Raw genomic sequence first — 23,253 nt, forward strand, 5'->3', positions numbered from 1 at the left:
TTTTTTTGTTATATGAGGTTTGGTTATAGAACATATATAGGTAAACAAACATCGGCGGCCCCACTGGCTGTTTTTCGCATTTTATTTGGGTCCATGATGGTCCTAAGTATTGTGCGTTTTTGGAACAATGGATGGATAAAAAAACTATATGTTGAACCACAATTTCACTTTACCTATTTTGGATTTGAGTGGGTTAAACCCTTAGGAGAGTTTACCTATTTGTTGTTTATTATTTGTGGTTTGTCTGCCTTGTTGGTAGCCCTAGGATACAAGTATCGATTGGCTATTATAACCTTTTTTTTAAGTTTTACTTATATCGAGTTGATGGATAAAACTACCTATTTAAACCATTATTACTTTATAAGTATTTTGAGTTTTTTACTCATATTTTTACCAGCTAATGCCTGTACATCCATAGATGCCTATTTAAAGAAAAAAACTTATAAAAACATTCCCAGGTGGACTATTGATAGCATCAAACTTTTATTGGGAATTGTTTATTTCTATGCCGGTTTGGCCAAACTTAATTCGGATTGGTTATTTAGGGCAATGCCGTTAAAAATTTGGCTGCCTTCAAAGTATGATTTGCCTATTTTGGGTGAAAATATCATGCAGCAAGAATGGTTTCATTTTGCTATGAGTTGGGGTGGCATGCTGTACGATCTAAGTATTCCTTTTTTATTGCTTTATAAACGCACAAGATGGATAGCCTTCGGATTTGTGGTTTTCTTCCATGTGTTTACACGCATTTTATTTCCAATAGGAATGTTCCCGTTTATAATGATAGTCTCCACCTTGATTTTCTTTGAAGCTGATTTTCATAAAAAAATCATATTGGGGATTGATAGGATAATCAATGCATTGTTCAAAAAAAACATAGAAACCATTACAGTTAAAGAGCATTTGAATCCAAAACACCGAGGTTTTGTTATGCCCATTATTGTTATCTTTTTTGTAATTCAATTGGTATTTCCATTTCGTTATTTATCCTATCCCGGAGAATTGTTTTGGACCGAGGAAGGATATCGGTTTTCATGGCGTGTTATGCTCATGGAAAAGATGGGTTATACCACATTCAAAATAAAGAGTGCCCAAACTGGAGCTGTTTTTACAGTGGATAACTCTCAGTTTTTAACTCCATTTCAGGAAAAGCAGATGAGCTTCCAACCAGATTTTATTTTGGAATATGCACATTTTCTAGGAGACCATTATTCTCAAGAAGGTGTTGAAGAAGTTCAAGTATTCGCTGAAAGTTATGTGGGGCTTAACGGTAGGCTGAGTCAGTCGTATATCGACCAAACAGTCGATTTATATCAAGAAAAAGAATCATTTAAACATAAAACGTGGATTTTACCATTTAATGATGAGATTAAAGGATTTTAATTTATTGGTTGCTTTATTGATCACTACAGTTATGAGTGGTCAATACAAGATTTCAGGAATTGTTACCAATTCTAGCAATCAATCGCCCTTAGGGAATGTGCAAGTATATGATAAGGCATCTGGTTTATTGGCAACCACTAATGAGCAGGGATTTTATGAATTTATAACCGAAAAAGAGTGGCTCACTTTGTCTTTTTTTGCATATGAGTATGAGGTGACTGAAATAGTTTTGGAGGTCAATGAAAACAAAACTGTGGATGTTGTTTTACAAAGTTTGGGAGGCACACTTTCTGAAGTAGAACTAACCGCTAGAAAAGCTAAGTTATTTGAATTATCTCGTTTAAAAGATGTTGAAGGAACAGCTATATATGCTGGGAAAAAGACGGAAGTCGTGTTGGTAGATCAATCATTAGCCAACTTGGCCTCTAACAATGCCCGTCAGATTTTCAGTCAGGTAGCAGGATTGAATATTTATCAAAATGATGATGCTGGACTTCAGTTAAATGTTGGAGGTCGGGGATTGGACCCTAATAGAACAGCCAATTTCAATACTCGTCAAAATGGTTATGACATTAGTGCCGATGTCTTGGGATATCCAGAAAGTTATTATACCCCGGCGTCTGAGGGATTACAAGAATTACAAGTTATAAGAGGGGCGGCATCTTTGCAATACGGAACCCAGTTTGGTGGGTTGATTAACTTTAAAATGAAGGAACCCAATCCCAATAAGCCTTTGGAATTGATTACCAGAAATACTTTAGGTAGTTTTGGTCTCTACACCAATTTCACCAGTGTAAGCGGAACCTCGGATAAGTTTAGTTACTACGGTTATTTCAATTATAAAAAAGGAGATGGTTTTCGACCCTTTTCAGAGTTTGAGTCCAAAAATGTCTTTGCTCACTTGGGATATCAGTTTAATGAACAGACCAAAATTTCTGGAGAAATTACTTACTTAAGATATTTGGCACAACAAGGAGGAGGCTTAACAGATGCTATGTTTAATGCGGATCCCTATCAAAGCAATCGGGAGCGAAACTGGTTCCAGGTCGATTGGTTCTTATACAATTTGAATTTGGATCATAAGTTTTCAGAGCAAACGCATTTCACCTTTAATTTTTTCGGTCTAAATGCTTCAAGAAATGCTTTAGGGTTTAGAACTAACCGAGTAGATCAAGTAGACCCTTTCAAAGAACGCGATCTAATAAAAGGGGATTTTAAAAATTTTGGTTTTGAAACCCGTTTATTGAGTGAATATAAACTATTAAAAAAGGATGCTACTTTCTTAATAGGAGGAAAGTTTTATAAAGCCAATAATTATCAACAACAGGGGCCGGGAAGCGATGGAATGGATCCTAATTTTAATTTTTATACAGAGGAATTCCCTAATTACCCTAGTCAATCACAGTTTGATTTACCAAATTTGAACGTGGCGGTATTTGGTGAAAATATCTTTTATCTAAATGAAAAACTATCAATAACACCAGGTTTCCGTTTTGAATACATTAGAACGCAAAGTGAAGGTTTTTACAAGAATATTAACACAGATGGAGCAGGGAATGTCATTTTTGAGGAAATAGTCCCAGACCAGAGAGACTTTGATCGTGCTTTTGTCTTGTTTGGTTTAGGTGTCAGTTATAAGCCCACTAGTAGCCTAGAGATGTATGGAAACATATCTCAAAACTATCGATCGGTAACCTTTTCAGATATAAATATTAATAATCCTGCTTTTATAATCAACCCAGATATTACTGATGAAAAAGGTTTTACCTCGGACTTGGGAATTCGTGGAAATGTGAAAAATATAGTTTCCTATGATTTAGGTGTTTTTGGACTTTTTTATAATGGACGAATTGGATTCAAACAAATAGAAACAGATCAAGGAATTAAAAGTGAACGTGGTAATATAGGTGATGCAGTCATGTATGGAGTCGAATCGCTATTTGATTTTAACTTAAAACAGGTATTTGGTTTGACAAATGATTTTAGGTTAAATTACTTTATCAACACCTCATTTATCAATTCGGAATACATTGCTTCTGAGGCAGTGGGTGTTGAAGGGAATAAAGTAGAGTTTGTGCCAGATGTTAATTTAAAAACAGGTTTAAAGTTTGGATATAAAAACCTATCCTCAAGTATTCAATATACTTATTTATCAGAACAATTTACAGATGCTACCAATTCAGTGGGTGGAAATATAAGCGGGGTTGTAGGTCAGATTCCAAGTTACGATATTTTAGATGTGTCCTTGTCTTATACTTACAACCGATTTAAGTTGGAAACAGGAATCAATAATTTATTGGATAACGCTTATTTTACTAGACGAGCAACTGGATATCCTGGTCCAGGAATTATTCCTTCGGCACCTAGAAATTGGTATGCCACCCTACAAATAAAAATTTAGGAAAGAAATATTAGAGGGGTAAGAAACCAATTTATGCCTAAAATTTTGAGATTTCTTTTAAATCTTTATTTTAGTGTTTCGCTTATTGGCATATGAAGCAACTATATATTTTAGGATTATTCTGTTTTCTTTTAGCTCACCCTATATATTCCAAGGAGTGGTCATGTCTAAAAACCTATCAAAAGACTACAAATCTGAAAGAATTAGGTCCCTCAGACTGGTTGAAAAAAGATAGAAAGCAAAACACTCTGGTTTGGGAAAAGGCGAATTTCTATAATTTAGAACATCAATTACCTCAGGAGTATACCACCATCAAACAACGTCGTGATTTTTATGTGTGGCTCAATGAGACTTTAGTGGCAAGGGGGTATGAGATTGTTTGGCCTACTATGGCTCATTATATTTCTAAAAAATTGGCTTTGATAAAGGTATTTCCATATTCCATTTTTACCAGTAAGGATATAAAAACTTATGCAGAGATGGGGAGTGTTACCGTCTTTAATGCTTGTTTTGATCCCGTCGATAAATTGCTGAAAGGAGAAGTTATTAAAGGAGATGAAGCGCTCTCTTGGGATCAGGACATGTTGAAAATGGAACAATTTCAATGGTTGGGACCCATTTATAGTGAGGTGGACGAAAAGACTTTACATACCATTGAAAAAATGGCAAAAGGGAAAGGCTTTTATGGATTGATGGTTCCTAAAGATATTCGTTTTCAAGGAGATATAACCAATGCAGATGTACGCTACCAATATGCCTTAGAAACGCTAAGGCCTCATTTTAAAAAGAAAATTTACACTAACGAGGAATAAATATGAAACTTAACGTTCATTTATAATTTCCATGGGATTTAAAGTGAAAAAAAATATGTAAATTTGCCCGCAATTATAAACGTAATTGCAACATGACTGCACATCAAAACAAGATTCTAGGTGAAGGTTTAACCTATGATGACGTCCTTTTAGTTCCAGCTTATTCTGAAGTTCTTCCTCGCGAAGTTAGTATAGAGACTAAATTTTCAAGAAATATTACTTTAAATACCCCTATTGTTTCTGCCGCTATGGATACGGTGACAGAAAGTAGGATGGCTATTGCTATTGCTAGGGAAGGAGGAATTGGTGTGTTGCATAAAAACATGACTATTGAACAGCAAGCCAACAAAGTAAGACGTGTTAAGCGTGCTGAAAGTGGGATGATTATAGACCCTGTGACATTGCCTTTAAGTGCTAAGGTGGTTGATGCCAAACAAAACATGGCTGAGCATAGCATTGGAGGAATTCCTATTGTTGACGATCAAGGGGTTTTAAAAGGAATTGTTACTAATCGCGATTTGCGTTTTGAAAGAAACAACCAACGTCCCATTGTTGAGGTCATGACTTCTGAAAACTTGGTGACGGCTGGGGAAGGTACTTCTTTGATGGATGCTGAGGTCATTTTACAAGAAAACAAAATAGAAAAACTTCCGGTTGTTGATAAGGATTTCAAATTGGTAGGCTTGATTACGTTTAGAGATATTACCAAATTGACTCAAAAACCAAAGGCTAATAAAGATCAGTTTGGTCGTTTGAGAGTAGCAGCGGCTGTAGGTGTTACAGGTGATGCTGTTGAACGTGTTGAAGCTTTGGTTCATGCAGGAGTAGACGCGGTTATTATTGATACCGCTCACGGACATACCAAAGGTGTGGTTGCTGTATTGAAAGAAGTAAAAACCAAATTTCCGCAATTAGATGTGGTCGTTGGAAACATTGCCACTCCAGAAGCAGCCAAGTATTTGGTTGAAGCAGGTGCTGATGCTGTCAAAGTGGGTATAGGTCCTGGTTCTATTTGTACTACTAGAGTAGTAGCAGGGGTTGGGTTCCCTCAATTTTCTGCTGTATTGGAAGTAGCTGCATCTATCAAAGGTTCAGGTGTTCCAGTTATTGCTGATGGTGGTATTCGTTATACAGGGGATATTCCAAAGGCCATTGCTGCTGGTGCTGATAGTGTGATGTTAGGTTCTCTATTGGCCGGAACAAAAGAATCTCCGGGTGAGACCATTATCTATGAAGGAAGAAAATTTAAATCTTACCGAGGAATGGGATCTTTGGAAGCCATGGAGAAAGGAAGTAAAGATCGTTATTTCCAAGATGTAGAAGACGATATTAAAAAATTGGTTCCAGAAGGAATTGTTGGTCGTGTGCCATATAAAGGTGAGTTGTTTGAGAGCATTCACCAATTTGTAGGTGGTTTACGAGCTGGAATGGGTTATTGTGGTGCTAAGGATATTGAGACCTTAAAAGAAAATGGTCGTTTTGTGAAAATTACGGCATCGGGAATCAATGAAAGTCATCCACATGATGTGACCATCACTAAGGAATCACCTAATTATTCGCGATAGGTCTTTTTTTCCTAAGTCGTTTAATCTGATCATTAGCTTGTTTTAACTCTAATTCTGTTGGAGGTTCAGGAGTTTGTTCATGTGCCAAATTGGGTTCATAGGTTAACTCTGTGTAAAAAGGAAAATGATCAGATCCTGTTTTATCGCAAAGCATGACTTTTTTCAGTCTGAATTCGTCAGAAATGAAAAGATGGTCCAAAGGCCATCTAAAAATCATGTTATTGGCATCATAGGAACAATAAAATCCGCGACCTTTTCTCAAATCCAGTAATTCACCTGTACGTTGGAAAAGGTTGGTGGTTTTTGACCATGCTACATCATTAAAATCTCCCAAAACGACGACAGGTAGTTTTGAATTTCTACATTTTTCTGCCACAATCATCATTTCAGCATCCCGATCAGTTGACATGGGATTTTCTTGTGGCATGGGAGGAGTAGGATGGATGGTGTATAATTGAATCCAACTTCCATCAGGCAGTTTTACCTCACTACTCATAGAGGGGATGCTATCATTTACCAAAAAATGGGTTTCTGGATTTTTTAATTCCAATTTAGAATAAAGCACCATACCATATGTATTGTCCAACGGAGCCTCCTTTCGGTATTTATAGTCACTCGGTAGTTGAGAAACTATAGCATTTCGCCATTTTTTGTTGGTTTCGGTCAATAAGATGATATCAGGTTTTAAGGTGTGAATCTGTTGGTTTATGGTATCATAGTGCTTGTTTTTTTGAAGGACATTGGCTGTGTACAGTTTTAAAACTTGATTTTTTTGAGTTTTGGAGCTGTCCTGAACTTCTAAAGAGGCTGTAGGTGTGTAAGGATATACTTTGATGCCTTGATAAATAAAACAACTTATCAATGCTCCAACAAAGACATATTCTTTCCAATCATCTATTTTAAATTTGGTAACAAAGGACACCAAGGCGATTAAGGTGAAAACCGTTAGTTGTACATGAGGAAAATCAAACATTCTAATCCACCAAGCGTCTAAAGGTAGTAAAGGCAGGCATGTCATAACAACAGCTAATGTGCCAAATGTGTATAAGAAGGATTTTAAATTCAATACTATACAGGATTAATTTTGCTGTAAAATACAAAATCTCGTCGATTTAATGCCATAATATCCCATATCTCGGATTTCTTTTAAGAATCTGTTTTTTTTTAGGGGTTTAGCTTATTCTACTTTTGAGTATCAAGCATCTTTTTTATCTTTACACCTTAAAATTTCATCTTATATGAAACCACATAGGGTCACCACCGATTTTCAAACTGGACAAGCTCAGATTTTTAAAAATCCATTTTTGGAAAGCTTGACCAAAACCAATCCCATTTCCAATATCATTGTTTATGGAATTACCATTGCGGCCATAGCCTATGTAGCTATTGCTATGAAGGGTATTTCTGTACTTGGATTTTTAGGTTTATTTGCCATTGGATTTGCGTCGTGGACTTTAGCCGAATATTTGCTTCATAGATACCTGTTTCATTGGTATAATGAATGGAAATGGACCAAAAGGTTTCACTTTATCATGCATGGGTCACACCATCAATATCCTAAAGATGAAGAGCGTTTATTGATGCCTCCAGTTCCAGGATTGATTTTAGCTTCCTTATTGTTTGGTATTTTTTATCTGCTATTTTGGATTTTTGGATTTCCTAATTTAACATGGGGATACTTTCCAGGTTTCTTTTTAGGATATTTAATGTACTCCTTTGTGCACCGTGCTATACATGTAAAGCGTCCACCAAAGCGTTTTAAGCATTTATGGCATCATCATAACTTACACCATTTCCAATACCCAGACAAGGCTTATGGGGTTTCTAATACGTTTTGGGACAAAGTATTTGGAACCATGCCCCCTAAACCTCAAAAAAGGTAAATCAAGAGGTTACCAGTTTTTCAAATAGTTTCATGCCTGTTGATGCTTTTTCAGGTATTACGGTAATTTTGTTATTGGATGTCATGGCTGGATTGGGATCAATAAAATAAATAGGAATATCATCTGCCACATAATGCATTAAGCTAGCAGCAGGGTAGACTTGCATGGAAGTTCCTATTATCAGAAGGATGTCTGCCGTTAAACAAATATCTACCGCTTTTTCTATCATTGGAACCGCTTCTCCAAACCAAACAACATGTGGTCTCATTTGATACCCATTTGGGCAAAGATCACCTAGGTTTATATCCTTGGTCCAAGAAACAATATGGGATTCATCCTTGGTGCTTTTGGCTTTCAGTAATTCTCCATGCAAATGCAACACGTTTGAACTTCCAGCACGTTCATGCAAATCATCAATATTTTGAGTGATGATGGACATTTTGAAATTATTTTCTAGTGCAGCTAAAGCTAGATGGGCATCATTAGGTGAAACTTCTAGAAGTTGTTTTCTTCTTTGATTGTAAAAGTCTAGGACCAATTCTGGATTTTGTGAAAATCCTTGAGGAGAGGCCACTTGCATAACATCATGTCCTTCCCAGAGGCCATCTGCATCTCTAAATGTTTTAATGCCGCTTTCGGCACTCATACCAGCTCCAGTTAATACTACCAAATGTTTCATTATGATTCCTATTGCGTATTGTCCTTGCAAATTATGAATTTCAATTATCTTTGAAAAATGACCGATTTAAAACTTATTGAATATTTAGAATCCTTTATGACCGAATCTCGAAGAGATCGTTTTTTGGAGGTTTTGGAAGGACGAACGAGACATTTTACAGTTGCTACGGAAGATGTTTATCAATTACACAATACCAGCGCGGTTATAAGGAGTTGTGACGTATTTGGGATTCAGGATGTTCAGGTGATTGAGGAGCAAAATGCTAAACGCATCGATAGGGAAATTGCGATGGGTGCCCAAAAGTGGGTTGATATTCATAGGTATCATTCAGTAAAGGACTGTTTAAAAGAAATGAAACAGCAGGGATATCAAATTGTAGCAACCACGCCACATACCAATGATTGTTTGTTGCATGAGTTTGACGCGACCAAAAAGTCCTGCTTTTTCTTTGGAAGAGAACAACAAGGTTTGTCTCAGGAAGTTTTGGATGAGGCCGATTGCTATTTAAAAATTCCTATGGTAGGTTTTACTGAAAGTTTAAACATATCGGTTTCGGCTGCTATTATTTTGCAACATGTTACCACCCAATTAAAATTAAGTGCTATTCCTTGGCAATTGTCTGAACAAGAAAAATTAGAGAAGCGTTTTGATTGGGCTAAAAAGTCCATTAAAACTTTTGACGAGATTTTAAAACGTTACGAGGCATCCAAAAATTCCGTAACTTAAGTATCTTAATTTAAACGAAATGTCATGAATCGAAATATGGTAGGTTGGTTTGAAATTCCAGTAACTGATATGGAGCGCGCCAAAACATTTTACGAAACGGTTTTTAACGTTGAAATTGCAGTACATGATTTTGGAGGGCTTTTAATGGGCTGGTTTCCCGATCGAGGAGAAGTTATAGGTGCTCAAGGAACCTTAATCAAGCAGGACACCTACATTCCCAGTGAAAAAGGTACGTTGATTTATTTTATGAGTGATGATGTGCAAATAGAATTGGATCGAATCGAATCTGCAGGAGGAAAGATATACCAACCAAAGACACAAATATCCCCTGAACATGGATATATGGCAGCATTTATAGATAGTGAAGGTAATCGAATAGCCTTACATTCTAGGGCATAAAAAAGGCGAAGTAATTACTTCGCCTTTTTATTTTTTATAAACGTCCCGAACGTTTCGTTCGGCTTAGAACTTTGTATTCTTCATAACACTGACTGATGGCATCCAAAATTTGCAAATCGTTGGCCGTTTCTATAAAGCCTTTGGAATAATTACATTGTCTTACAATTTCGTCTAAATCCACACGATCGACTTGTAAAAGAGCTGTCAACATTTCTCTGTCAAAACGGTTGGCCAACAGGTTTCTGATTTCATCATCCTGCTTCATTTTCTTTAGCTTTTTCATTTCGTTGGGTTCTTTCCCAAAGACGCTATAAAGAAAATCGGCTGGATTAAATACGGCTCCTAAAACACGTGTTACCGCATTAGAAGAACGACCTGCTTCATATCCTGTTGATGGCAACCCAGAAATGCTGTACCTGTAATTATTATTGATTGGTACCTGTTTGATATCGACTTCCAGGACACCAGTCAGATTAAACTGATTGATGACCACCTCTTCCAGAGCGAAGGCCAATTCTGTCATTTCAATGGTGGACTCACCATATTTCAACCAGTCATTGGTAACGCGCACCTTGATAGATTTAAAACCTAAATATGAAAAATAAAGCGTATCGTTTGCTTTGGCTTGTATTTCAAACTTCCCCTCGCCATTGGTGGCTGTTCCTTTCACTTGGTTGATATTTACAATATTAACCTTTTCCATGGTGGAACCGTCAGTAGCATTAATTACTTTACCCAGCACCGTTGTAGGTTCTTGTGCAAACACAACAACAGAGCAAAAGCATAAAGTTATTAGGAGGATGAGTTGTTTCATTCTATCATAAGTTAGCCATAAAAATACTAAACTAAAAGAAAACCGTTAATTTCCTGTTTATTTTTGACTAAAAATTAACAGAAAGGTTTAACGTCTGGAACGTCTTGGTCTAGATGATCCAGAGCTTTTGGCCCCTTTTCCTTTTTTAAATCCTTTATCAGATTTAAAACCTCTTCCTTCAGATTTGAATCCTTTGCCATCACGTCTCTTACCACGCCCTCTTTTACGGTCTCTTCCGCCTCCGCCGCCTTTGTTATCAGAGACTTCTACATTAACAAATCTACCGTTGTATTTAAAGTCGGTAAAGAAATCCAATACCTGCTTTTCTAAATGGGATTCCGTGTTGAAGAAGGAGAAGCTATCCATAACATCTACCTTAAAGATATCATCTTGTCCCATTTGAAGAATTTCACGTAAGAAATCTTTTAAACTGGTCCAGCTGTAGCCATCTTTCTTTCCAACATTGATGAAAAATCTTGTGGATTGTTCATTACTGGTGTCTCTTTCAGAACTATGTTTTGCTTCGGAATTGAGGTCTTTGGAACCTTTATAATATTCAAAGAATCTTGTAAACTCAACAGAGAAGAACTTTTTAATCAAGTCTTCCTTGGTTGTATCTTGAAACAAATCGTTGATGGTATCTAAGTAACCATCAATTTCATGATTAATTTCTGTGTTGTGCACTTTATTAGCTAAGGACATCAATTGAACTTCGCAAATTTCCATTCCGCTTGGAATGTCTTTTTTAACGAACTCTTTTTTGATGACTTTTTCAATGGCTTTTATCTTCCTAAGTTCACTTTTAGGAACAATAACCATAGAAACACCTGTTTTACCAGCACGACCTGTTCTACCACTTCTGTGTGTGTAGGTTTCAATCTCATCTGGTAATTGGTAGTTGATAACGTGGGTAATATCATCAACATCAATTCCCCTTGCAGCAACATCGGTAGCAACCAACATTTGGATTTGGTTGTTTCTGAATGCCTTCATAACGAGGTCACGTTGATTTTGACTTAAGTCCCCGTGAAGTGCACCAGCATTGTATCCATCTTCAATTAGTTTTTCAGCTACTTTTTGAGTGTCTCTTTTGGTTCTACAGAACACTACAGAGAAAATATCTGGATTGGCATCGGCCAATCTTTTTAAAGCCAAATATCTATCTCGTCCGTTTACTACATAGTATTCATGGCTTACTTGAGAACTACCAACGTTCTTGCTACCCACAGTTACTTCCAGTGGATTAACCATGAATTTCTGTGCAATAACGTGAACCTCTTTAGGCATGGTAGCTGAAAATAACCAGGTATTCTTTTCTATTGGCGTATGTGATAAAATATCATTGATATCTTCATAGAAGCCCATGTTTAACATCTCATCGGCTTCATCCAAAACGGCATATTCAATTTTTGAAATGTCAATCATTTTACGACTGATCATATCTTTCATTCTTCCCGGAGTGGCTACCACAATTTGAGATCCTCGTTTAAGTTGTTTGGCTTGCTCGGTAATACTGGCTCCACCATAAACAGCTGTAACGTTAAGGCCCTTATAGTACTTTCCGTATTGTTGCAGTTCGTTAGTGATTTGAAGACATAATTCACGTGTTGGTGATAAAATAAGTCCTTGGGTCGTACGACTATCAACATTGATTTTTTGTAACATGGGAAACCCAAAAGCTGCCGTTTTACCTGTTCCTGTTTGAGCTAGAGCTACAAGGTCTCTGTCTTCAGATAATAAAATAGGAATGGCTTTTTCTTGTACTTCACTTGGGGTTTTAAAGCCCATGTCATTGATGGCATGAAGAATAGGTTCCTCAAGACCAAGTTTTTGGAATGCGTTCATTTAATAATAAGTATGCGATTTATTAACAGGTGTTACCTAGAAGCGAATCGACATACTTATAACCAAAACTTCTTGTAACACATCCTCACCCTGAGGAATTAAGGCGCAAAGATACACTTTTATTTGACTTCTAATGATTTAAGGAAAGAAACTAATTGTTGGATGGCTTTTCCGCGGTGTCCAATTTTGTTTTTTTCTTCCATAGAGATTTCAGCAAAGGTTTGTGAATAACCAGTAGCCTTAAACACAGGATCATAACCAAAACCGCCGTCTCCATGTTTTTCTTTGGTGATCTCTCCTTCGCAGATTCCGGTGAAGGTGTGCATCTCACCTCCGAGGCTTAGGGCGATCACTGTTTTAAATTGAGCTTTTCTATTGGTTTGGTCCTGGAGGTTTGTCAATAGCTTTTGGATGTTGTCCTCAGAATCTCTTTGTGGGCCAGCATATCTAGCAGAGAAAACACCAGGTTCGCCATTAAGCGCATCAACTTCAAGACCTGTATCGTCAGCAAAACAATCTACATGATAGTGTTGTTTAATAAATTCTGCCTTTTGAAGTGCGTTCCCCTTTATGGTTAATTGGGTTTCTGGTACTTCTTCAAAGCAATTGATATCGTTCAAGCTGAGTAACTCAATGCCCTCAGGTACTATTTTTTGGACTTCTTTTAGTTTGTTGAGATTATGGGTAGCAAAGACAATTTTCATAAAAACATGTTTCTTGAAGTAAAGATAATGACATTTAGTGAGGTACCTAAAGATTCCTGATTCTAGAAAGGAATTTTATCATTAAATTGTGATTTTCATCAGCTGATTTCTGTGAAATAGGTTGTATTTTTATTAAGTAATAATTTTAAAACTATTAATTATGACTGTACATATTCAATACGTTAATATGGATGCCAGTGAAGCTCTTTCTGCTTATACTGAGAAGAAATTAAGATCTATCTTTGACAAATACGATTGGTTAATTAAATGCGATGTGTCTTTCAAGTTGGATAACAACCAAAAGGAGCAAGGGCATATTTGTAATATGGAATTAAGCCTACCTGGGCCACGAATTTTTGCTACATCTAATGAGAAAAACTTTGAATCGGCCGTTAAAGAAACTATTAGCGATTTGGATAAACAATTAAAAAAACGGAAGCATACGTTTTCAACGCATTAATTTATCTATGATGATAGGGTTCATTCCTTAAAATGGTGAATCCTCGATATAATTGTTCTATAAAAAATAGACGAATCATTTGATGGGAAAAGGTCATTTTTGAAAGTGACAGTTTCCCATTGCTTTTGGCATATACTTCAGGTGAAAACCCATAGGGGCCGCCTATGACAAATACCAATTGTTTGATGCCGGAATTCATGTGTTTCTGTAAATATTCAGAAAACCCTACCGAATCCATTTGTTTGCCTCCTTCATCAAGTAAAACCAAAATATCTGAGTTAGTCACCCTAGAAAGGATTTGTTCTCCTTCCTTTTGCTTTTGTTGGTCCTCACTCAGGTTTTTAGAATTTTTGATATCGGGAATAATTTCAAACTCAAACTTGATATAAAACCCCAATCTCTTCTGGTAATCGTCCATTAAAGTTTGGAGGTTCTTATTGTCTGTTTTTCCTATGGCAATGAGTTTGATAGTCATATTAGTTTTCAGTTAATTAAAAATAGGAATCCCGATAACATTCTTTATTTGAATGGTAGTAAGAAGGTACAATTTTACTGAAAATTCCGGGACGATTATAGGTGCCTGTTTTTTTTGCTGTTTCAAAATCATTAAAGTAAGAATCCCACGGAGTACCTATTAACTTTTTCAATATTTTTTCTGGCATATATCGGTAAATAAAATATTCTCCATTGGGTTTTAATAAGATGTGTCTAGAAAAATGAGTTTGAAAACAGATGTCAAAAATTGGTTGCGGTATGGGTTTCCATTCAAAATGTTTGGGCTTATAGTTGAAGTTTTCTTTTGACCCGAAATAGTATATTACTTCTGTATTAAATACATTAAATTGTTCTTTACATTTTTCTTGCCTATTATCAAATTTTACTAATCTATTAGTGTGTTTTTTTTCTGATGTAACCAGTTGATTTGAATTTCCTTTATAATAAGGCTTATACCCTCTCAGGGTATCCATGTAGCTTATTATGATATTTTTATCCTCATTGATTTCTTGAGCCTTGTCTCTTGAGATGAGGTTTCTTATTTGCTTGTTTTCTTGCTGATTTAACTTTCCAAATTCATAGGCATTCACCAACAGATGTATGTCTAAAGAGTCTGATTTATATGTTGTGGAAGTGTATAGAAAGTTTTTGCGTTTTGTTACAAATATGGATTCATTGGTTTGATTTTGATTTTCATCAAGGTAAATTATTGTTTTTGAGTTGGTTTGGGCTAGCAAGATGCTATTCCGCGTAAAAAGTATTGACAAAAATAGAATGGATAATTTAAAGAAAAATTTCATTTTATAAGTTGATAGATTTTGAGGTAGCTAAAGGTAATTTGATTTTTCAAATTAATCTAAGATACATTTTTAAAAATTAAACTTTGTGGTTTTTCATTTCGAGAAATGTATTTTCGCAAAGCCTAAATTTTAACTAACTATTTTACATGAAATCTACTTACTTCTATTGGTTTGCCTTTTTATTCGGTTTTTCCACATTTGCTCAGAACCATTTTATTGCCGGATACTTTATCAATGAATCAGGAAACCGCACGGATTGCCTGATTAAAGATGTATCCTATTTAAAATTACCGGCAAATTTGGAGTATAAATCTTCTGAAAATAGTGATATACAGTCAGTACGTATGGAAACTATTACAGAATTTGGAGTGCCAGAACAAATAAAATACATCAAAAGAATGGCAAAGGTTGATGTTTCTTCTTCAGCATTAGAGGATTTGGATTACAATCAAGAGCCTGTATTTGAAGAGCAAGAAATATTTTTAAGAGCTATAGTAGAAGGTGACGCTAACCTTTATTTCTATGATGGCCCTAAAAGACCATCTTTTTATTATCAGATGAATGAGGGAGAGCTAGAGCCCTTGATATATAAAACCTATTTGTTGGATGGGAGCTATAAAATTACTGAGAATAACACTTTTAAAAAGCAGATTTATAGCCAGTTGAAATGTGAAGGTATTCAGGATTCGGAAATAAGAAACGCTAGATATAAGGAGCGGGATTTATCTAAATTATTTATTGATTATAACGAATGTCAAAATTCGAATTATTTGGTTTACAAAAAAAAGTCAAGGTAAGTTAGACCTTAATGTGTCTTTAAGACCAGGTGTAACATTCTCTTCTTTAGAGTTGTTATCCCCTGATCCTACTAGTATTGTGCTTGGAGATGTTGATTATGGAGAACAGACAGGTATAAGAGTGGGAGTTGAATTGGAATTAGTCCTTCCTGCGGGTAAAAACAAATGGGCCGTTTTTTTTGAGCCCACTTATCAAGCATTTAAGGCGAGTAATGAAGAACCTATCGGAATTTTTGAATATGAAACAACCATAGATTATCAGGCTCTAGATTTGAATTTGGGTTTAAGACATTATTTTGTGCTAAGTGAAAAGTCCAAATTATTTATCAATGCTTCCCATGCCTTTGTGATAAACTTTGGTGATTCAAAAGTGGATTTTGATGGGAGAAGTGATTTAGATATTAAAAGCCAAGGGTTTTTTGCATTTGGGTTGGGGTATAAATTCATGGATAGAATGAGTGCAGAGATTAGATATTCGACCAATCGGAACTTACTGGGAGAATATGCCAATTGGAATACCAATTTTACAAGTGTTTCTGCCATACTGGGGTATACCTTTTTCTAAGGTATTCTTTGACTTTGGTTTAAAAGGCATCATATTTTTTAACTTTTTTAGATTTCAGTTTAAATTGGGCTGGTCGTGAATAATTCAAAAATCAATTAGTATTTTTACATTAAAATACACCACTTATGATAAGTCAAAAACAATTTGAAACTGAATTAGATCTTATTATTGCCAATGCAATCAGAGAAGATGTAGGTGATGGAGATCATAGCTCACTGGCTTGTATACCTGAAGATGCTATGGGAAAAGCCAAATTGTTAGTGAAGGATGAAGGTGTGATAGCTGGTGTAGAATTTGCTCGTAAAGTGTTTCGGTATGTTGATAAACGCTTAAAGATGAAAACGTTTATCAATGATGGAAGAAATGTAAAACGAGGTGATATTGTTTTCTTTGTAGAAGGTCCTTCTCAAGCCATTTTGAAAGCGGAACGCTTGGTTTTGAATGCAATGCAAAGAATGAGTGCCATTGCGACAAAAACAAGAATGTTTGTTGATTTATTGGAAGGAACGAAAACCCAAATTTTAGATACGAGAAAAACAACTCCAGGTATTCGGGCACTCGAAAAATGGGCCGTTAAGATAGGAGGAGGAGAGAATCATCGGTTTGCACTTTATGATATGATTATGTTAAAGGACAACCATATTGATTTTGCTGGAGGAATCTCAGAAGCTATTGAAAAAACAAAACAATACCTAGAAGACCATCATAAGGATTTAAAAATTATAGTTGAAGCGCGCGATTTAAATGAAATCAAGGAAATTTTAGCCAGTGGAGGTGTTGATCGCATTCTATTAGATAATTTTGATTTTGATGAAACCCGGGCAGCTGTTGCTTTGATTGGGGATGCATGTCAAACTGAATCGTCGGGTAATATCAATGAAAGAACTGTAAGACAATATGCTGAATGTGGTGTCGATTTTGTTTCATCTGGAGCCTTGACCCATTCCGTTTATAATATGGATTTGAGCCTAAAAGCAGTGTAATATGACCAAACAGGTAGAAGACAAACTGGAAAAAATTCCAATTGTTAATCTGTTGGTGAAACTGCTAAAAGGATTAAAACTACCCGGTCTGGAGGGACTTTCAGTTTATGACCTTTTAGAACTATATGGGATAGGGATTGTTAAAGGAGCTCTTACCACCCGAGCCAGTGCTATTGCCTTTAGTTTTTTTACAGCCCTATTTCCATTTTTATTGTTTGTGTTAATCGTTATACCGTATATTCCGATTGACGATTTTAAAATTGAATTTCTAAAGTTTTTAAATTCTTTTTTGCCTTCCAGTACGTCAGACTTCTTTTTTGATAATATTTTTGTCAATATTGATAATACGGCGAACGGAGGTTTGATTTCATCAGTGTTGTTTGCCTCCATTTTTTTGATGGCCAATGGTATCAATGCTGTTTTTTCTGGATTTGAAAGTTCCTATCACGAGCAATTGACCAGAAATCCTTTTAAACAATATGTTTTTGCTCTTGGGGTAGCTTTGATTTTAGCCTTTTTATTGATTTTGAACGTCGTGGTACTTGGGTACATACAAATCTATATCAGTCAGAATCTGGAGCAATATGGTTTAGTAGATAAACAGAATGTGCCCCAATGGTTAAACCTAGCCAAATATGCTTTTTTTGTGCTAACGGCTTTTTTGGCTACTGCGACTTTGTATTATTTTGGAACCAAGGAAGGGAGACATTCTAAATTTTTCTCTATAGGTGCTTTGTTTACTACCTTATTGATTATCTTGAATTCTTATTTGTTTGGTTTGTATATAGAGAATTTTGGAAGGTATAATGAACTCTATGGTTCCATAGGGGCTTTACTGATTTTAATGTTTTATCTATGGCTTAACTCTACTATTTTGCTTTTAGGGTATGAGCTAAATGCTACCTTAAACCGATTGAAAAAACAAAATAGAAAAAACGCTTAGGCAGATGTCATACTTTATTGATGTCATTATTCCCATTCCTATATCCAATCTGTTTACTTATAGTATAACAGAAGCTGAGGCAACATTCCTAATTCCAGGAGTTAGGGTGTCAGTTCCTTTTGGTAAAAGCAAGATTTATACAGGTATTGTATATAAAATACATGAACAAGCACCTTTGGTTTATGAGGCCAAACCCATAGAGCAAATACTCGATGAGTCGCCCATAGTCACCTCAAGACAAATGAGACTATGGCATTGGATCGCCGATTACTACATGTGCACAGTGGGAGAGGTTATGAGAGCTTCATTGCCCAATGCCTTTATATTGGAAAGTGAAACGGTTATTTTAAAAAGTCAGGATGTTGAAATAAGCGATGCTGATTTGGAAGATGATGAATTCATGTTGTGGGAAGCTTTACATCATCAATCCTCTCTAAAGATTCAGGATGTCATGGGGATTTTGGATAAAAAGAATGTGCTTCCAGTTATTAAAAGACTTTTGGAAAAGCAGGCTATTTCTGTTCAGGAAGAAGTCTTTGAAAAATATACTCCAAAGTTGGTGCGATATGTCAAATTGGGAGATGAATATACCTCTGAAGTAGGACTGCATGGGTTATTGGAAGAGTTAAGTCGTGCCCGTAAGCAACGTGATGTGGTAATGACACTTTTCTCATTATCGGCAAAAACCAAAAAACCGATTAAAGTATCTACATTAACCGAGGAGAGTGGTGCTTCAAGCGCCATAGTAAAGGCACTGATTGATAAGGGCGTTTTAACTGAGTTTTACTTTCAAACAGATAGAATTCAATTTGAAGGTGAGGTATCTTCTGAAACCAAATTTCTTTCTGAAGATCAGGATCGGGCCTTCCAAGAAATCAAAAAAACTTTTGAAGAGAAAGATATTGTTTTGCTTCATGGCGTGACTTCTTCAGGGAAAACAGAAATCTACGTTAAGCTTATTCAGGAGGTTTTGGATCTCGGCAAACAAGTCCTTTATTTGCTACCTGAAATTGCATTAACCACACAGCTGGTTAATCGTCTTCAAACCTATTTTGGTGAAAAAGTAGCGGTCTTTCATTCCAAGTATTCTTCTAACGAACGCGTAGAAGTTTGGAACCAAATTTTGGAAAACTCACCAAAGGCTCAAATTGTTCTCGGAGCCAGATCGGCTGTACTATTGCCATTTAAAAATTTGGGATTGATCATTGTAGATGAAGAACATGAGCAATCTTTCAAGCAATTTGATCCTGCTCCTAGGTATCACGGTAGGGATACGGCTGTCATTCTAGCGCATTTGTTTCAAGCCAAAACCTTGTTGGGATCGGCGACACCTAGTTTGGAAACCTTTTATAATGCGAAGCAAGGTAAATATGGATTGGTTTCTTTGTTTACGAGATTTAATGATGTTCTGATGCCAGACATAGAACTAGTGGATATCAAAGAAAAGCATCGCAAAAAGAGAATGACGGGTCATTTTAGTGATCGATTGATTGAAGAAATGCGAGAAACTTTGGCTGAGGGTTATCAGATTATCTTGTTTCAAAATAGGAGGGGGTATTCACCTATTATTGAATGCCAAACCTGTGGTCATTCCCCGCAATGCCCCAATTGCGATGTAAGTCTAACCTACCATCAATATCGAGATCAGTTGCGGTGCCACTATTGTGGATATCACACGGTCATGGTTAAGACTTGTGAAGCTTGTGGAAGTGTTGAATTGGATACTAAGGGTTTTGGGACGCAGCAGGTGGAGCAGGAGGCCAACGTGTTATTCCCTGATGCCAAAATCGCTCGGATGGATTTGGATACCACTAAAGGGAAGTATGGGTATGAAAAAATAATCAATGCTTTTGAGCAGCAGGAAATTGATATTTTGGTGGGTACTCAAATGCTAACAAAAGGGCTGGACTTCAGAAACATCAAGTTGGTTGGTATTATGAATGCTGATAATATGCTTAATTTCCCTGATTTTAGGGCTCACGAACGGAGTTTTCAATTGATGGTTCAGGTTTCTGGAAGGGCAGGTAGAACTAAAGAAAGAGGGAAAGTATTTATACAGACTTATAATCCATATCATACCATCTTGCAACAGGTTTCTACCAACTCTTATTTGGAGATGTTTAAGGAGCAAATGGATGAACGCCATAATTATAAATATCCTCCTATCTATAGATTGATAAAAATATCCTTAAAACATAAGGATTACAATAAGGTTAATTTAGGGGCCGAGTGGTATGCCAAATCATTGCGTATGGTTTTTAAAAGTGGGGTTTTAGGTCCTGAGTATCCCCCCGTGGCTAGAATAAGAAACCAATATATCAAACACATATTGATCAAAATACCTCCCAAACAGTCGTTGTCAAAAACAAAAGAAGCTATCATTAAAATTAATAATAGCTTCTTGAGTGTAAAAGATTTTAGGTCGGTTCGGGTAATATTAAATGTAGATAACTACTAAATATTATTAAGTGCGTCAACCAACTGCGTCTTTTTATTTCTACTTAATGGTATTTCGTAAGCCCCAACTTCAACATTTTTACTGTTGAAACGATCAATTTTATCCAAGTTCACAATATAAGATTTGTGAATTCTCAAGAATTTACCTTCTGGTAATTCCTTTTCAAATGCTTTCATAGTAGAAAGCACCACCAAACTGGTATCTTCGGTAACTAATTTTACATAGTCACCAAGGGCTTCAATCCATTTAATGTCTTTAATATAAACCTTACGTTTTTTAAGGTTACTCTTTACAAAGATGTGTTCACCTTCTTCTTCGTTGAAATCATGTCTTAATTTGTGCTGCTCAATAGCTTTTTCAACAGCCGTATTAAAACGCTCTTTGGTAATCGGTTTGTGTAAGTAATCGGTAGCATCATAATTAAATGCTTTAAAAGCATATTCTGTTTTACCGGTCACAAAAATAATTTGGGGTTTATTATTTAATACATCCAGTAATTCAAATCCATTCAATACGGGCATTTCAATATCCAAGAATATTAGATCTACCTTATGAGTATTTAAACCGTTTTTGGTTTCTAGGGCACTGTTGTACTCAGCAATTAAATTAAGAGCTGGATGACTCTCAATTAGTTTGACTATTGATAGTCGCTGTATGGCTGAATCGTCAACTACTACGCAGTTTAAAGTCATAACATTTAATTTATTTCGGTTAAGATATCGACAATAGTACAAAAAATTCGGTTAAAAACCAAAAAACATCGATAAAATACATTTTTAACAAAATATTAACAATGTTTGAATGAGGGAGAAAAATTAAGGGGATTACTTTGCAATATAAGAAATAAATAATTATTTTTGCACCCATTTTTAACATTAATAGATAAACAATTATGAATCATTACGAAACTGTTTTCATTTTGAATCCCGTTTTATCTGAAACACAGATAAAGGAAACAGTACAGAAATACGAAGAGTTTCTGACTTCCAGAGGAGCAAAAATGATCTCGAAAGAAGATTGGGGTCTAAAAAAATTGGCTTACCCAATCCAAAACAAGAAAAGTGGTTTTTATCACTTATTTGAATATCAAGTAGAAGGTGATGCTATCACTCAATTAGAGCTTGAATTCAGACGTGACGAGCGTTTTATGCGTTACTTAACTGTAAAACTAGACAAGCACGCTGCTGCTTGGGCTGAGAAAAGAAGAAACAGAAACAAACAAAAAGCGTAATTATGTCATCTATAGAACAACAAGCAAAAGGAAAGAAAGACGGAGAAATCAGATATCTTACTCCGCTTAATATAGAAACTAACAAAGCTAAGAAGTATTGTCGTTTCAAAAAGTCTGGAATCAAGTATATCGATTATAAAGATCCAGATTTCTTATTGAAATTTGTAAATGAACAAGGTAAAATTTTACCAAGACGTTTAACAGGAACTTCTTTAAAGTACCAAAGAAAAGTATCTGTAGCTATCAAAAGAGCACGTCATTTAGCTTTAATGCCTTACGTGGCAGATTTATTAAAATAAAAATATCATAACGATGGAACTTATATTAAAACAAGACGTTGAGAATTTAGGATTTAAAGACGATATTGTAACAGTTAAGAACGGTTATGGTAGAAACTTTTTAATTCCTCAAGGGTTTGCCGTTTTAGCTACAGGATCAGCTAAAAAAGTATTGGCAGAAAATTTAAAGCAAAGAGCTTTTAAAGAAAAGAAAATTGTTGAAGATGCTCAAAAAGTAGCTGAAGCAGTTAAAGCATTGGAGATTAAAATCCCTGCTAAATCAACTGAAGGAGCTTCTGCTGGAGATAAACTTTTTGGATCAGTTACTACTATGGATTTGGTAGACGCTATTGAGAAAGAAGGTCACAGCATCGATAAAAGATTTGTAACTATAGTTGGTGGAAACATCAAGCGTTTAGGGCAGTACAATGCCGTAATCCGTTTGCATAGAGACGTTATTTTTGAATTCCCATTTGAGGTAATTCCTGCAAGTAACTAATTTCACTCAAAACATCAAAAAGCCTCAACCAACGTTGGGGCTTTTTTTATTGAATTTATTATGAAGTACGCAAGATTAACCAAAGAGCAGTTTGAAGAACTGCATCAAGAATTTATCAACTTTTTGGCTACCCAATCGGTTACGGCAGAGGAGTGGGATCATTTAAAGGTCAACAAACCTGAATTAGCTGAACAGGAATTGGACGTGTTTAGTGATTTGATTTGGGAAGGCGTTTTAAATCAAGTTGGTTATATTGAACACATCTCCCCACAACAGATGCATCTTTTTTATTTGAATGACAAGAACATGCATGTTATTGCTGTAAAAGTTAAAAATGATCAAGACATCACCACAGATGAAGGTTATGGGTGGTTACGCCAGAACCTTATGAGTGATGAGGTGGAGTTTTTACAGGCCAAGAAAGACTATTCTGAAGATAGAAATTTGGATAAATTTCAATTGATTCGTCAAGGTGGCGTTATTACCAAAGGTGAATTGTTCAATTACTTTGATAAATTGATTAACTAGTTCTA

Annotated in this window: 25 protein-coding genes; 17 read left to right on the forward strand and 8 right to left on the reverse strand. The window is 35.8% G+C overall.

Going from position 1 to position 23,253, the window contains the following annotated elements; translation table 11 throughout:
• Positions 1-12: 12 nt before the first annotated feature.
• From ZA07_RS14825 to guaB, 4 genes are all read left to right on the forward strand, one after another.
• Positions 13-1,383, forward strand: a complete 1,371-nt coding sequence (locus ZA07_RS14825) for an HTTM domain-containing protein (RefSeq protein ID WP_053972535.1) — start codon at positions 13-15, stop codon at positions 1,381-1,383.
• Positions 1,364-3,784 carry a TonB-dependent receptor domain-containing protein gene (locus ZA07_RS14830; RefSeq protein ID WP_053972536.1) on the forward strand — a complete coding sequence of 807 codons (2,421 nt, stop codon included), beginning with the start codon at positions 1,364-1,366 and terminating at the stop codon, positions 3,782-3,784. The genes ZA07_RS14825 and ZA07_RS14830 overlap by 20 nt, the downstream gene beginning before the upstream one ends.
• A gap of 92 nt (positions 3,785-3,876) precedes the next feature.
• Positions 3,877-4,596: a hypothetical protein gene (locus ZA07_RS14835; protein WP_053972537.1), complete on the forward strand. Its 720-nt coding sequence runs from the start codon at positions 3,877-3,879 to the stop codon at positions 4,594-4,596.
• Between the two features lie 92 nt (positions 4,597-4,688).
• Positions 4,689-6,161: an IMP dehydrogenase gene (guaB, locus tag ZA07_RS14840; protein ID WP_053972538.1), complete on the forward strand. Its 1,473-nt coding sequence runs from the start codon at positions 4,689-4,691 to the stop codon at positions 6,159-6,161.
• On the opposite strand, the gene ZA07_RS14845 is transcribed toward guaB, so the two are convergent.
• Positions 6,145-7,227: an endonuclease/exonuclease/phosphatase family protein gene (locus ZA07_RS14845; protein ID WP_053972539.1), complete on the reverse strand. Its 1,083-nt coding sequence runs from the start codon at positions 7,225-7,227 to the stop codon at positions 6,145-6,147. The genes guaB and ZA07_RS14845 overlap by 17 nt on opposite strands.
• Before the next feature lie 172 nt (positions 7,228-7,399).
• On the opposite strand from ZA07_RS14845, the gene ZA07_RS14850 reads away from it, so the two are divergent.
• Positions 7,400-8,044, forward strand: coding sequence for a sterol desaturase family protein (locus ZA07_RS14850; protein ID WP_053972540.1), 645 nt, complete (start codon positions 7,400-7,402; stop codon positions 8,042-8,044).
• Between the two features lies 1 nt (position 8,045).
• Here ZA07_RS14850 and ZA07_RS14855 read toward each other — a convergent pair whose 3' ends face one another.
• Positions 8,046-8,723, reverse strand: coding sequence for an NAD-dependent deacylase (locus ZA07_RS14855; RefSeq protein WP_053972541.1), 678 nt, complete (start codon positions 8,721-8,723; stop codon positions 8,046-8,048).
• Positions 8,724-8,780: 57 nt separating this feature from the next.
• Here ZA07_RS14855 and ZA07_RS14860 point away from each other — a divergent pair, with 57 nt between their 5' ends.
• Positions 8,781-9,449, forward strand: coding sequence for an RNA methyltransferase (locus tag ZA07_RS14860; protein ID WP_053972542.1), 669 nt, complete (start codon positions 8,781-8,783; stop codon positions 9,447-9,449).
• Positions 9,450-9,473: 24 nt separating this feature from the next.
• Positions 9,474-9,848, forward strand: coding sequence for a VOC family protein (locus ZA07_RS14865; RefSeq protein ID WP_053972543.1), 375 nt, complete (start codon positions 9,474-9,476; stop codon positions 9,846-9,848).
• Positions 9,849-9,882: 34 nt separating this feature from the next.
• Here ZA07_RS14865 and ZA07_RS14870 read toward each other — a convergent pair whose 3' ends face one another.
• From ZA07_RS14870 to ZA07_RS14880, 3 genes are all read right to left on the reverse strand, one after another.
• Positions 9,883-10,662 (reverse strand): carboxypeptidase-like regulatory domain-containing protein, encoded by a 780-nt coding sequence (locus ZA07_RS14870; RefSeq protein ID WP_053972544.1) that lies wholly within the window; start codon positions 10,660-10,662, stop codon positions 9,883-9,885.
• An 87-nt stretch (positions 10,663-10,749) separates the two neighbouring features.
• Entirely contained in the window at positions 10,750-12,507 is a 1,758-nt protein-coding gene (locus ZA07_RS14875) for a DEAD/DEAH box helicase (protein WP_053972545.1), read from the reverse strand.
• 119 nt (positions 12,508-12,626) lie between these two features.
• Entirely contained in the window at positions 12,627-13,211 is a 585-nt protein-coding gene (locus ZA07_RS14880; protein ID WP_053972546.1) for a non-canonical purine NTP diphosphatase, read from the reverse strand.
• A 160-nt stretch (positions 13,212-13,371) separates the two neighbouring features.
• Here ZA07_RS14880 and hpf point away from each other — a divergent pair, with 160 nt between their 5' ends.
• Positions 13,372-13,671: a ribosome hibernation-promoting factor, HPF/YfiA family gene (gene hpf, locus ZA07_RS14885; protein ID WP_053972547.1), complete on the forward strand. Its 300-nt coding sequence runs from the start codon at positions 13,372-13,374 to the stop codon at positions 13,669-13,671.
• 1 nt (position 13,672) lies between these two features.
• Here hpf and rlmH read toward each other — a convergent pair whose 3' ends face one another.
• Positions 13,673-14,146 (reverse strand): 23S rRNA (pseudouridine(1915)-N(3))-methyltransferase RlmH, encoded by a 474-nt coding sequence (gene rlmH, locus ZA07_RS14890; protein ID WP_053972548.1) that lies wholly within the window; start codon positions 14,144-14,146, stop codon positions 13,673-13,675.
• A gap of 16 nt (positions 14,147-14,162) precedes the next feature.
• The gene (locus tag ZA07_RS14895) at positions 14,163-14,966 is read right to left on the reverse strand and encodes a hypothetical protein (protein WP_157492164.1); all 804 of its coding nucleotides are present in this window, start codon (positions 14,964-14,966) and stop codon (positions 14,163-14,165) included.
• A 146-nt stretch (positions 14,967-15,112) separates the two neighbouring features.
• On the opposite strand from ZA07_RS14895, the gene ZA07_RS14900 reads away from it, so the two are divergent.
• From ZA07_RS14900 to priA, 5 genes are all read left to right on the forward strand, one after another.
• Positions 15,113-15,763, forward strand: a complete 651-nt coding sequence (locus ZA07_RS14900; RefSeq protein WP_053972550.1) for a hypothetical protein — start codon at positions 15,113-15,115, stop codon at positions 15,761-15,763.
• A 13-nt stretch (positions 15,764-15,776) separates the two neighbouring features.
• Complete coding sequence (locus ZA07_RS14905; RefSeq protein WP_157492165.1) at positions 15,777-16,328, forward strand: hypothetical protein; 552 nt, start codon at positions 15,777-15,779, stop codon at positions 16,326-16,328.
• A gap of 125 nt (positions 16,329-16,453) precedes the next feature.
• Complete coding sequence (gene nadC, locus ZA07_RS14910; RefSeq protein ID WP_053972552.1) at positions 16,454-17,311, forward strand: carboxylating nicotinate-nucleotide diphosphorylase; 858 nt, start codon at positions 16,454-16,456, stop codon at positions 17,309-17,311.
• A gap of 1 nt (position 17,312) precedes the next feature.
• Complete coding sequence (locus ZA07_RS14915) at positions 17,313-18,254, forward strand: YihY/virulence factor BrkB family protein (protein ID WP_053972553.1); 942 nt, start codon at positions 17,313-17,315, stop codon at positions 18,252-18,254.
• 4 nt (positions 18,255-18,258) lie between these two features.
• Complete coding sequence (gene priA, locus ZA07_RS14920) at positions 18,259-20,712, forward strand: primosomal protein N' (RefSeq protein ID WP_053972554.1); 2,454 nt, start codon at positions 18,259-18,261, stop codon at positions 20,710-20,712.
• Here the strand turns inward: priA and ZA07_RS14925 are convergent.
• On the reverse strand, positions 20,709-21,404 hold the full coding sequence (locus ZA07_RS14925; RefSeq protein WP_053972555.1) for a LytTR family DNA-binding domain-containing protein: 696 nt from the start codon (positions 21,402-21,404) through the stop codon (positions 20,709-20,711). The genes priA and ZA07_RS14925 overlap by 4 nt on opposite strands.
• A 200-nt stretch (positions 21,405-21,604) precedes the next feature.
• On the opposite strand from ZA07_RS14925, the gene rpsF reads away from it, so the two are divergent.
• From rpsF to ZA07_RS14945, 4 genes are read left to right on the forward strand one after another with little or no spacing between them, the layout of a single operon-like run.
• Positions 21,605-21,943: a 30S ribosomal protein S6 gene (rpsF, locus tag ZA07_RS14930; RefSeq protein ID WP_053972556.1), complete on the forward strand. Its 339-nt coding sequence runs from the start codon at positions 21,605-21,607 to the stop codon at positions 21,941-21,943.
• Complete coding sequence (gene rpsR, locus ZA07_RS14935; protein ID WP_197276757.1) at positions 21,943-22,242, forward strand: 30S ribosomal protein S18; 300 nt, start codon at positions 21,943-21,945, stop codon at positions 22,240-22,242. The genes rpsF and rpsR overlap by 1 nt, the downstream gene beginning before the upstream one ends.
• Before the next feature lie 13 nt (positions 22,243-22,255).
• Positions 22,256-22,720, forward strand: coding sequence for a 50S ribosomal protein L9 (rplI, locus tag ZA07_RS14940; RefSeq protein WP_053972558.1), 465 nt, complete (start codon positions 22,256-22,258; stop codon positions 22,718-22,720).
• A gap of 60 nt (positions 22,721-22,780) precedes the next feature.
• Entirely contained in the window at positions 22,781-23,248 is a 468-nt protein-coding gene (locus tag ZA07_RS14945; RefSeq protein WP_053972559.1) for a DUF6495 family protein, read from the forward strand.
• Positions 23,249-23,253: the final 5 nt, after the last annotated feature.

The sequence above is a fragment of the Mangrovimonas sp. ST2L15 genome (assembly GCF_001280515.1).
Lineage (GTDB): Bacteria > Bacteroidota > Bacteroidia > Flavobacteriales > Flavobacteriaceae > Mangrovimonas > Mangrovimonas futianensis.

Excerpts from the sequence above, each read along its gene's own strand:
- ZA07_RS14855 (WP_053972541.1), bottom strand. The coding sequence starts at position 8,723 with ATGAAACATTTGGTAGTATTAACTGGAGCTGGTATGAGTGCCGAAAGC.
- ZA07_RS14945 (WP_053972559.1), top strand. The coding sequence starts at position 22,781 with ATGAAGTACGCAAGATTAACCAAAGAGCAGTTTGAAGAACTGCATCAA.
- ZA07_RS14830 (WP_053972536.1), top strand. The coding sequence starts at position 1,364 with ATGAGATTAAAGGATTTTAATTTATTGGTTGCTTTATTGATCACTACA.
- rplI (WP_053972558.1), top strand. The coding sequence starts at position 22,256 with ATGGAACTTATATTAAAACAAGACGTTGAGAATTTAGGATTTAAAGAC.
- guaB (WP_053972538.1), top strand. The coding sequence starts at position 4,689 with ATGACTGCACATCAAAACAAGATTCTAGGTGAAGGTTTAACCTATGAT.
- ZA07_RS14880 (WP_053972546.1), bottom strand. The coding sequence starts at position 13,211 with ATGAAAATTGTCTTTGCTACCCATAATCTCAACAAACTAAAAGAAGTC.
- ZA07_RS14865 (WP_053972543.1), top strand. The coding sequence starts at position 9,474 with ATGAATCGAAATATGGTAGGTTGGTTTGAAATTCCAGTAACTGATATG.
- ZA07_RS14825 (WP_053972535.1), top strand. The coding sequence starts at position 13 with ATGAGGTTTGGTTATAGAACATATATAGGTAAACAAACATCGGCGGCC.
- ZA07_RS14860 (WP_053972542.1), top strand. The coding sequence starts at position 8,781 with ATGACCGATTTAAAACTTATTGAATATTTAGAATCCTTTATGACCGAA.
- rlmH (WP_053972548.1), bottom strand. The coding sequence starts at position 14,146 with ATGACTATCAAACTCATTGCCATAGGAAAAACAGACAATAAGAACCTC.
- hpf (WP_053972547.1), top strand. The coding sequence starts at position 13,372 with ATGACTGTACATATTCAATACGTTAATATGGATGCCAGTGAAGCTCTT.
- priA (WP_053972554.1), top strand. The coding sequence starts at position 18,259 with ATGTCATACTTTATTGATGTCATTATTCCCATTCCTATATCCAATCTG.
- ZA07_RS14895 (WP_157492164.1), bottom strand. The coding sequence starts at position 14,966 with ATGAAATTTTTCTTTAAATTATCCATTCTATTTTTGTCAATACTTTTT.
- ZA07_RS14900 (WP_053972550.1), top strand. The coding sequence starts at position 15,113 with ATGAAATCTACTTACTTCTATTGGTTTGCCTTTTTATTCGGTTTTTCC.
- nadC (WP_053972552.1), top strand. The coding sequence starts at position 16,454 with ATGATAAGTCAAAAACAATTTGAAACTGAATTAGATCTTATTATTGCC.
- ZA07_RS14835 (WP_053972537.1), top strand. The coding sequence starts at position 3,877 with ATGAAGCAACTATATATTTTAGGATTATTCTGTTTTCTTTTAGCTCAC.
- rpsF (WP_053972556.1), top strand. The coding sequence starts at position 21,605 with ATGAATCATTACGAAACTGTTTTCATTTTGAATCCCGTTTTATCTGAA.
- ZA07_RS14850 (WP_053972540.1), top strand. The coding sequence starts at position 7,400 with ATGAAACCACATAGGGTCACCACCGATTTTCAAACTGGACAAGCTCAG.
- ZA07_RS14925 (WP_053972555.1), bottom strand. The coding sequence starts at position 21,404 with ATGACTTTAAACTGCGTAGTAGTTGACGATTCAGCCATACAGCGACTA.
- ZA07_RS14870 (WP_053972544.1), bottom strand. The coding sequence starts at position 10,662 with ATGAAACAACTCATCCTCCTAATAACTTTATGCTTTTGCTCTGTTGTT.
- ZA07_RS14915 (WP_053972553.1), top strand. The coding sequence starts at position 17,313 with ATGACCAAACAGGTAGAAGACAAACTGGAAAAAATTCCAATTGTTAAT.
- ZA07_RS14875 (WP_053972545.1), bottom strand. The coding sequence starts at position 12,507 with ATGAACGCATTCCAAAAACTTGGTCTTGAGGAACCTATTCTTCATGCC.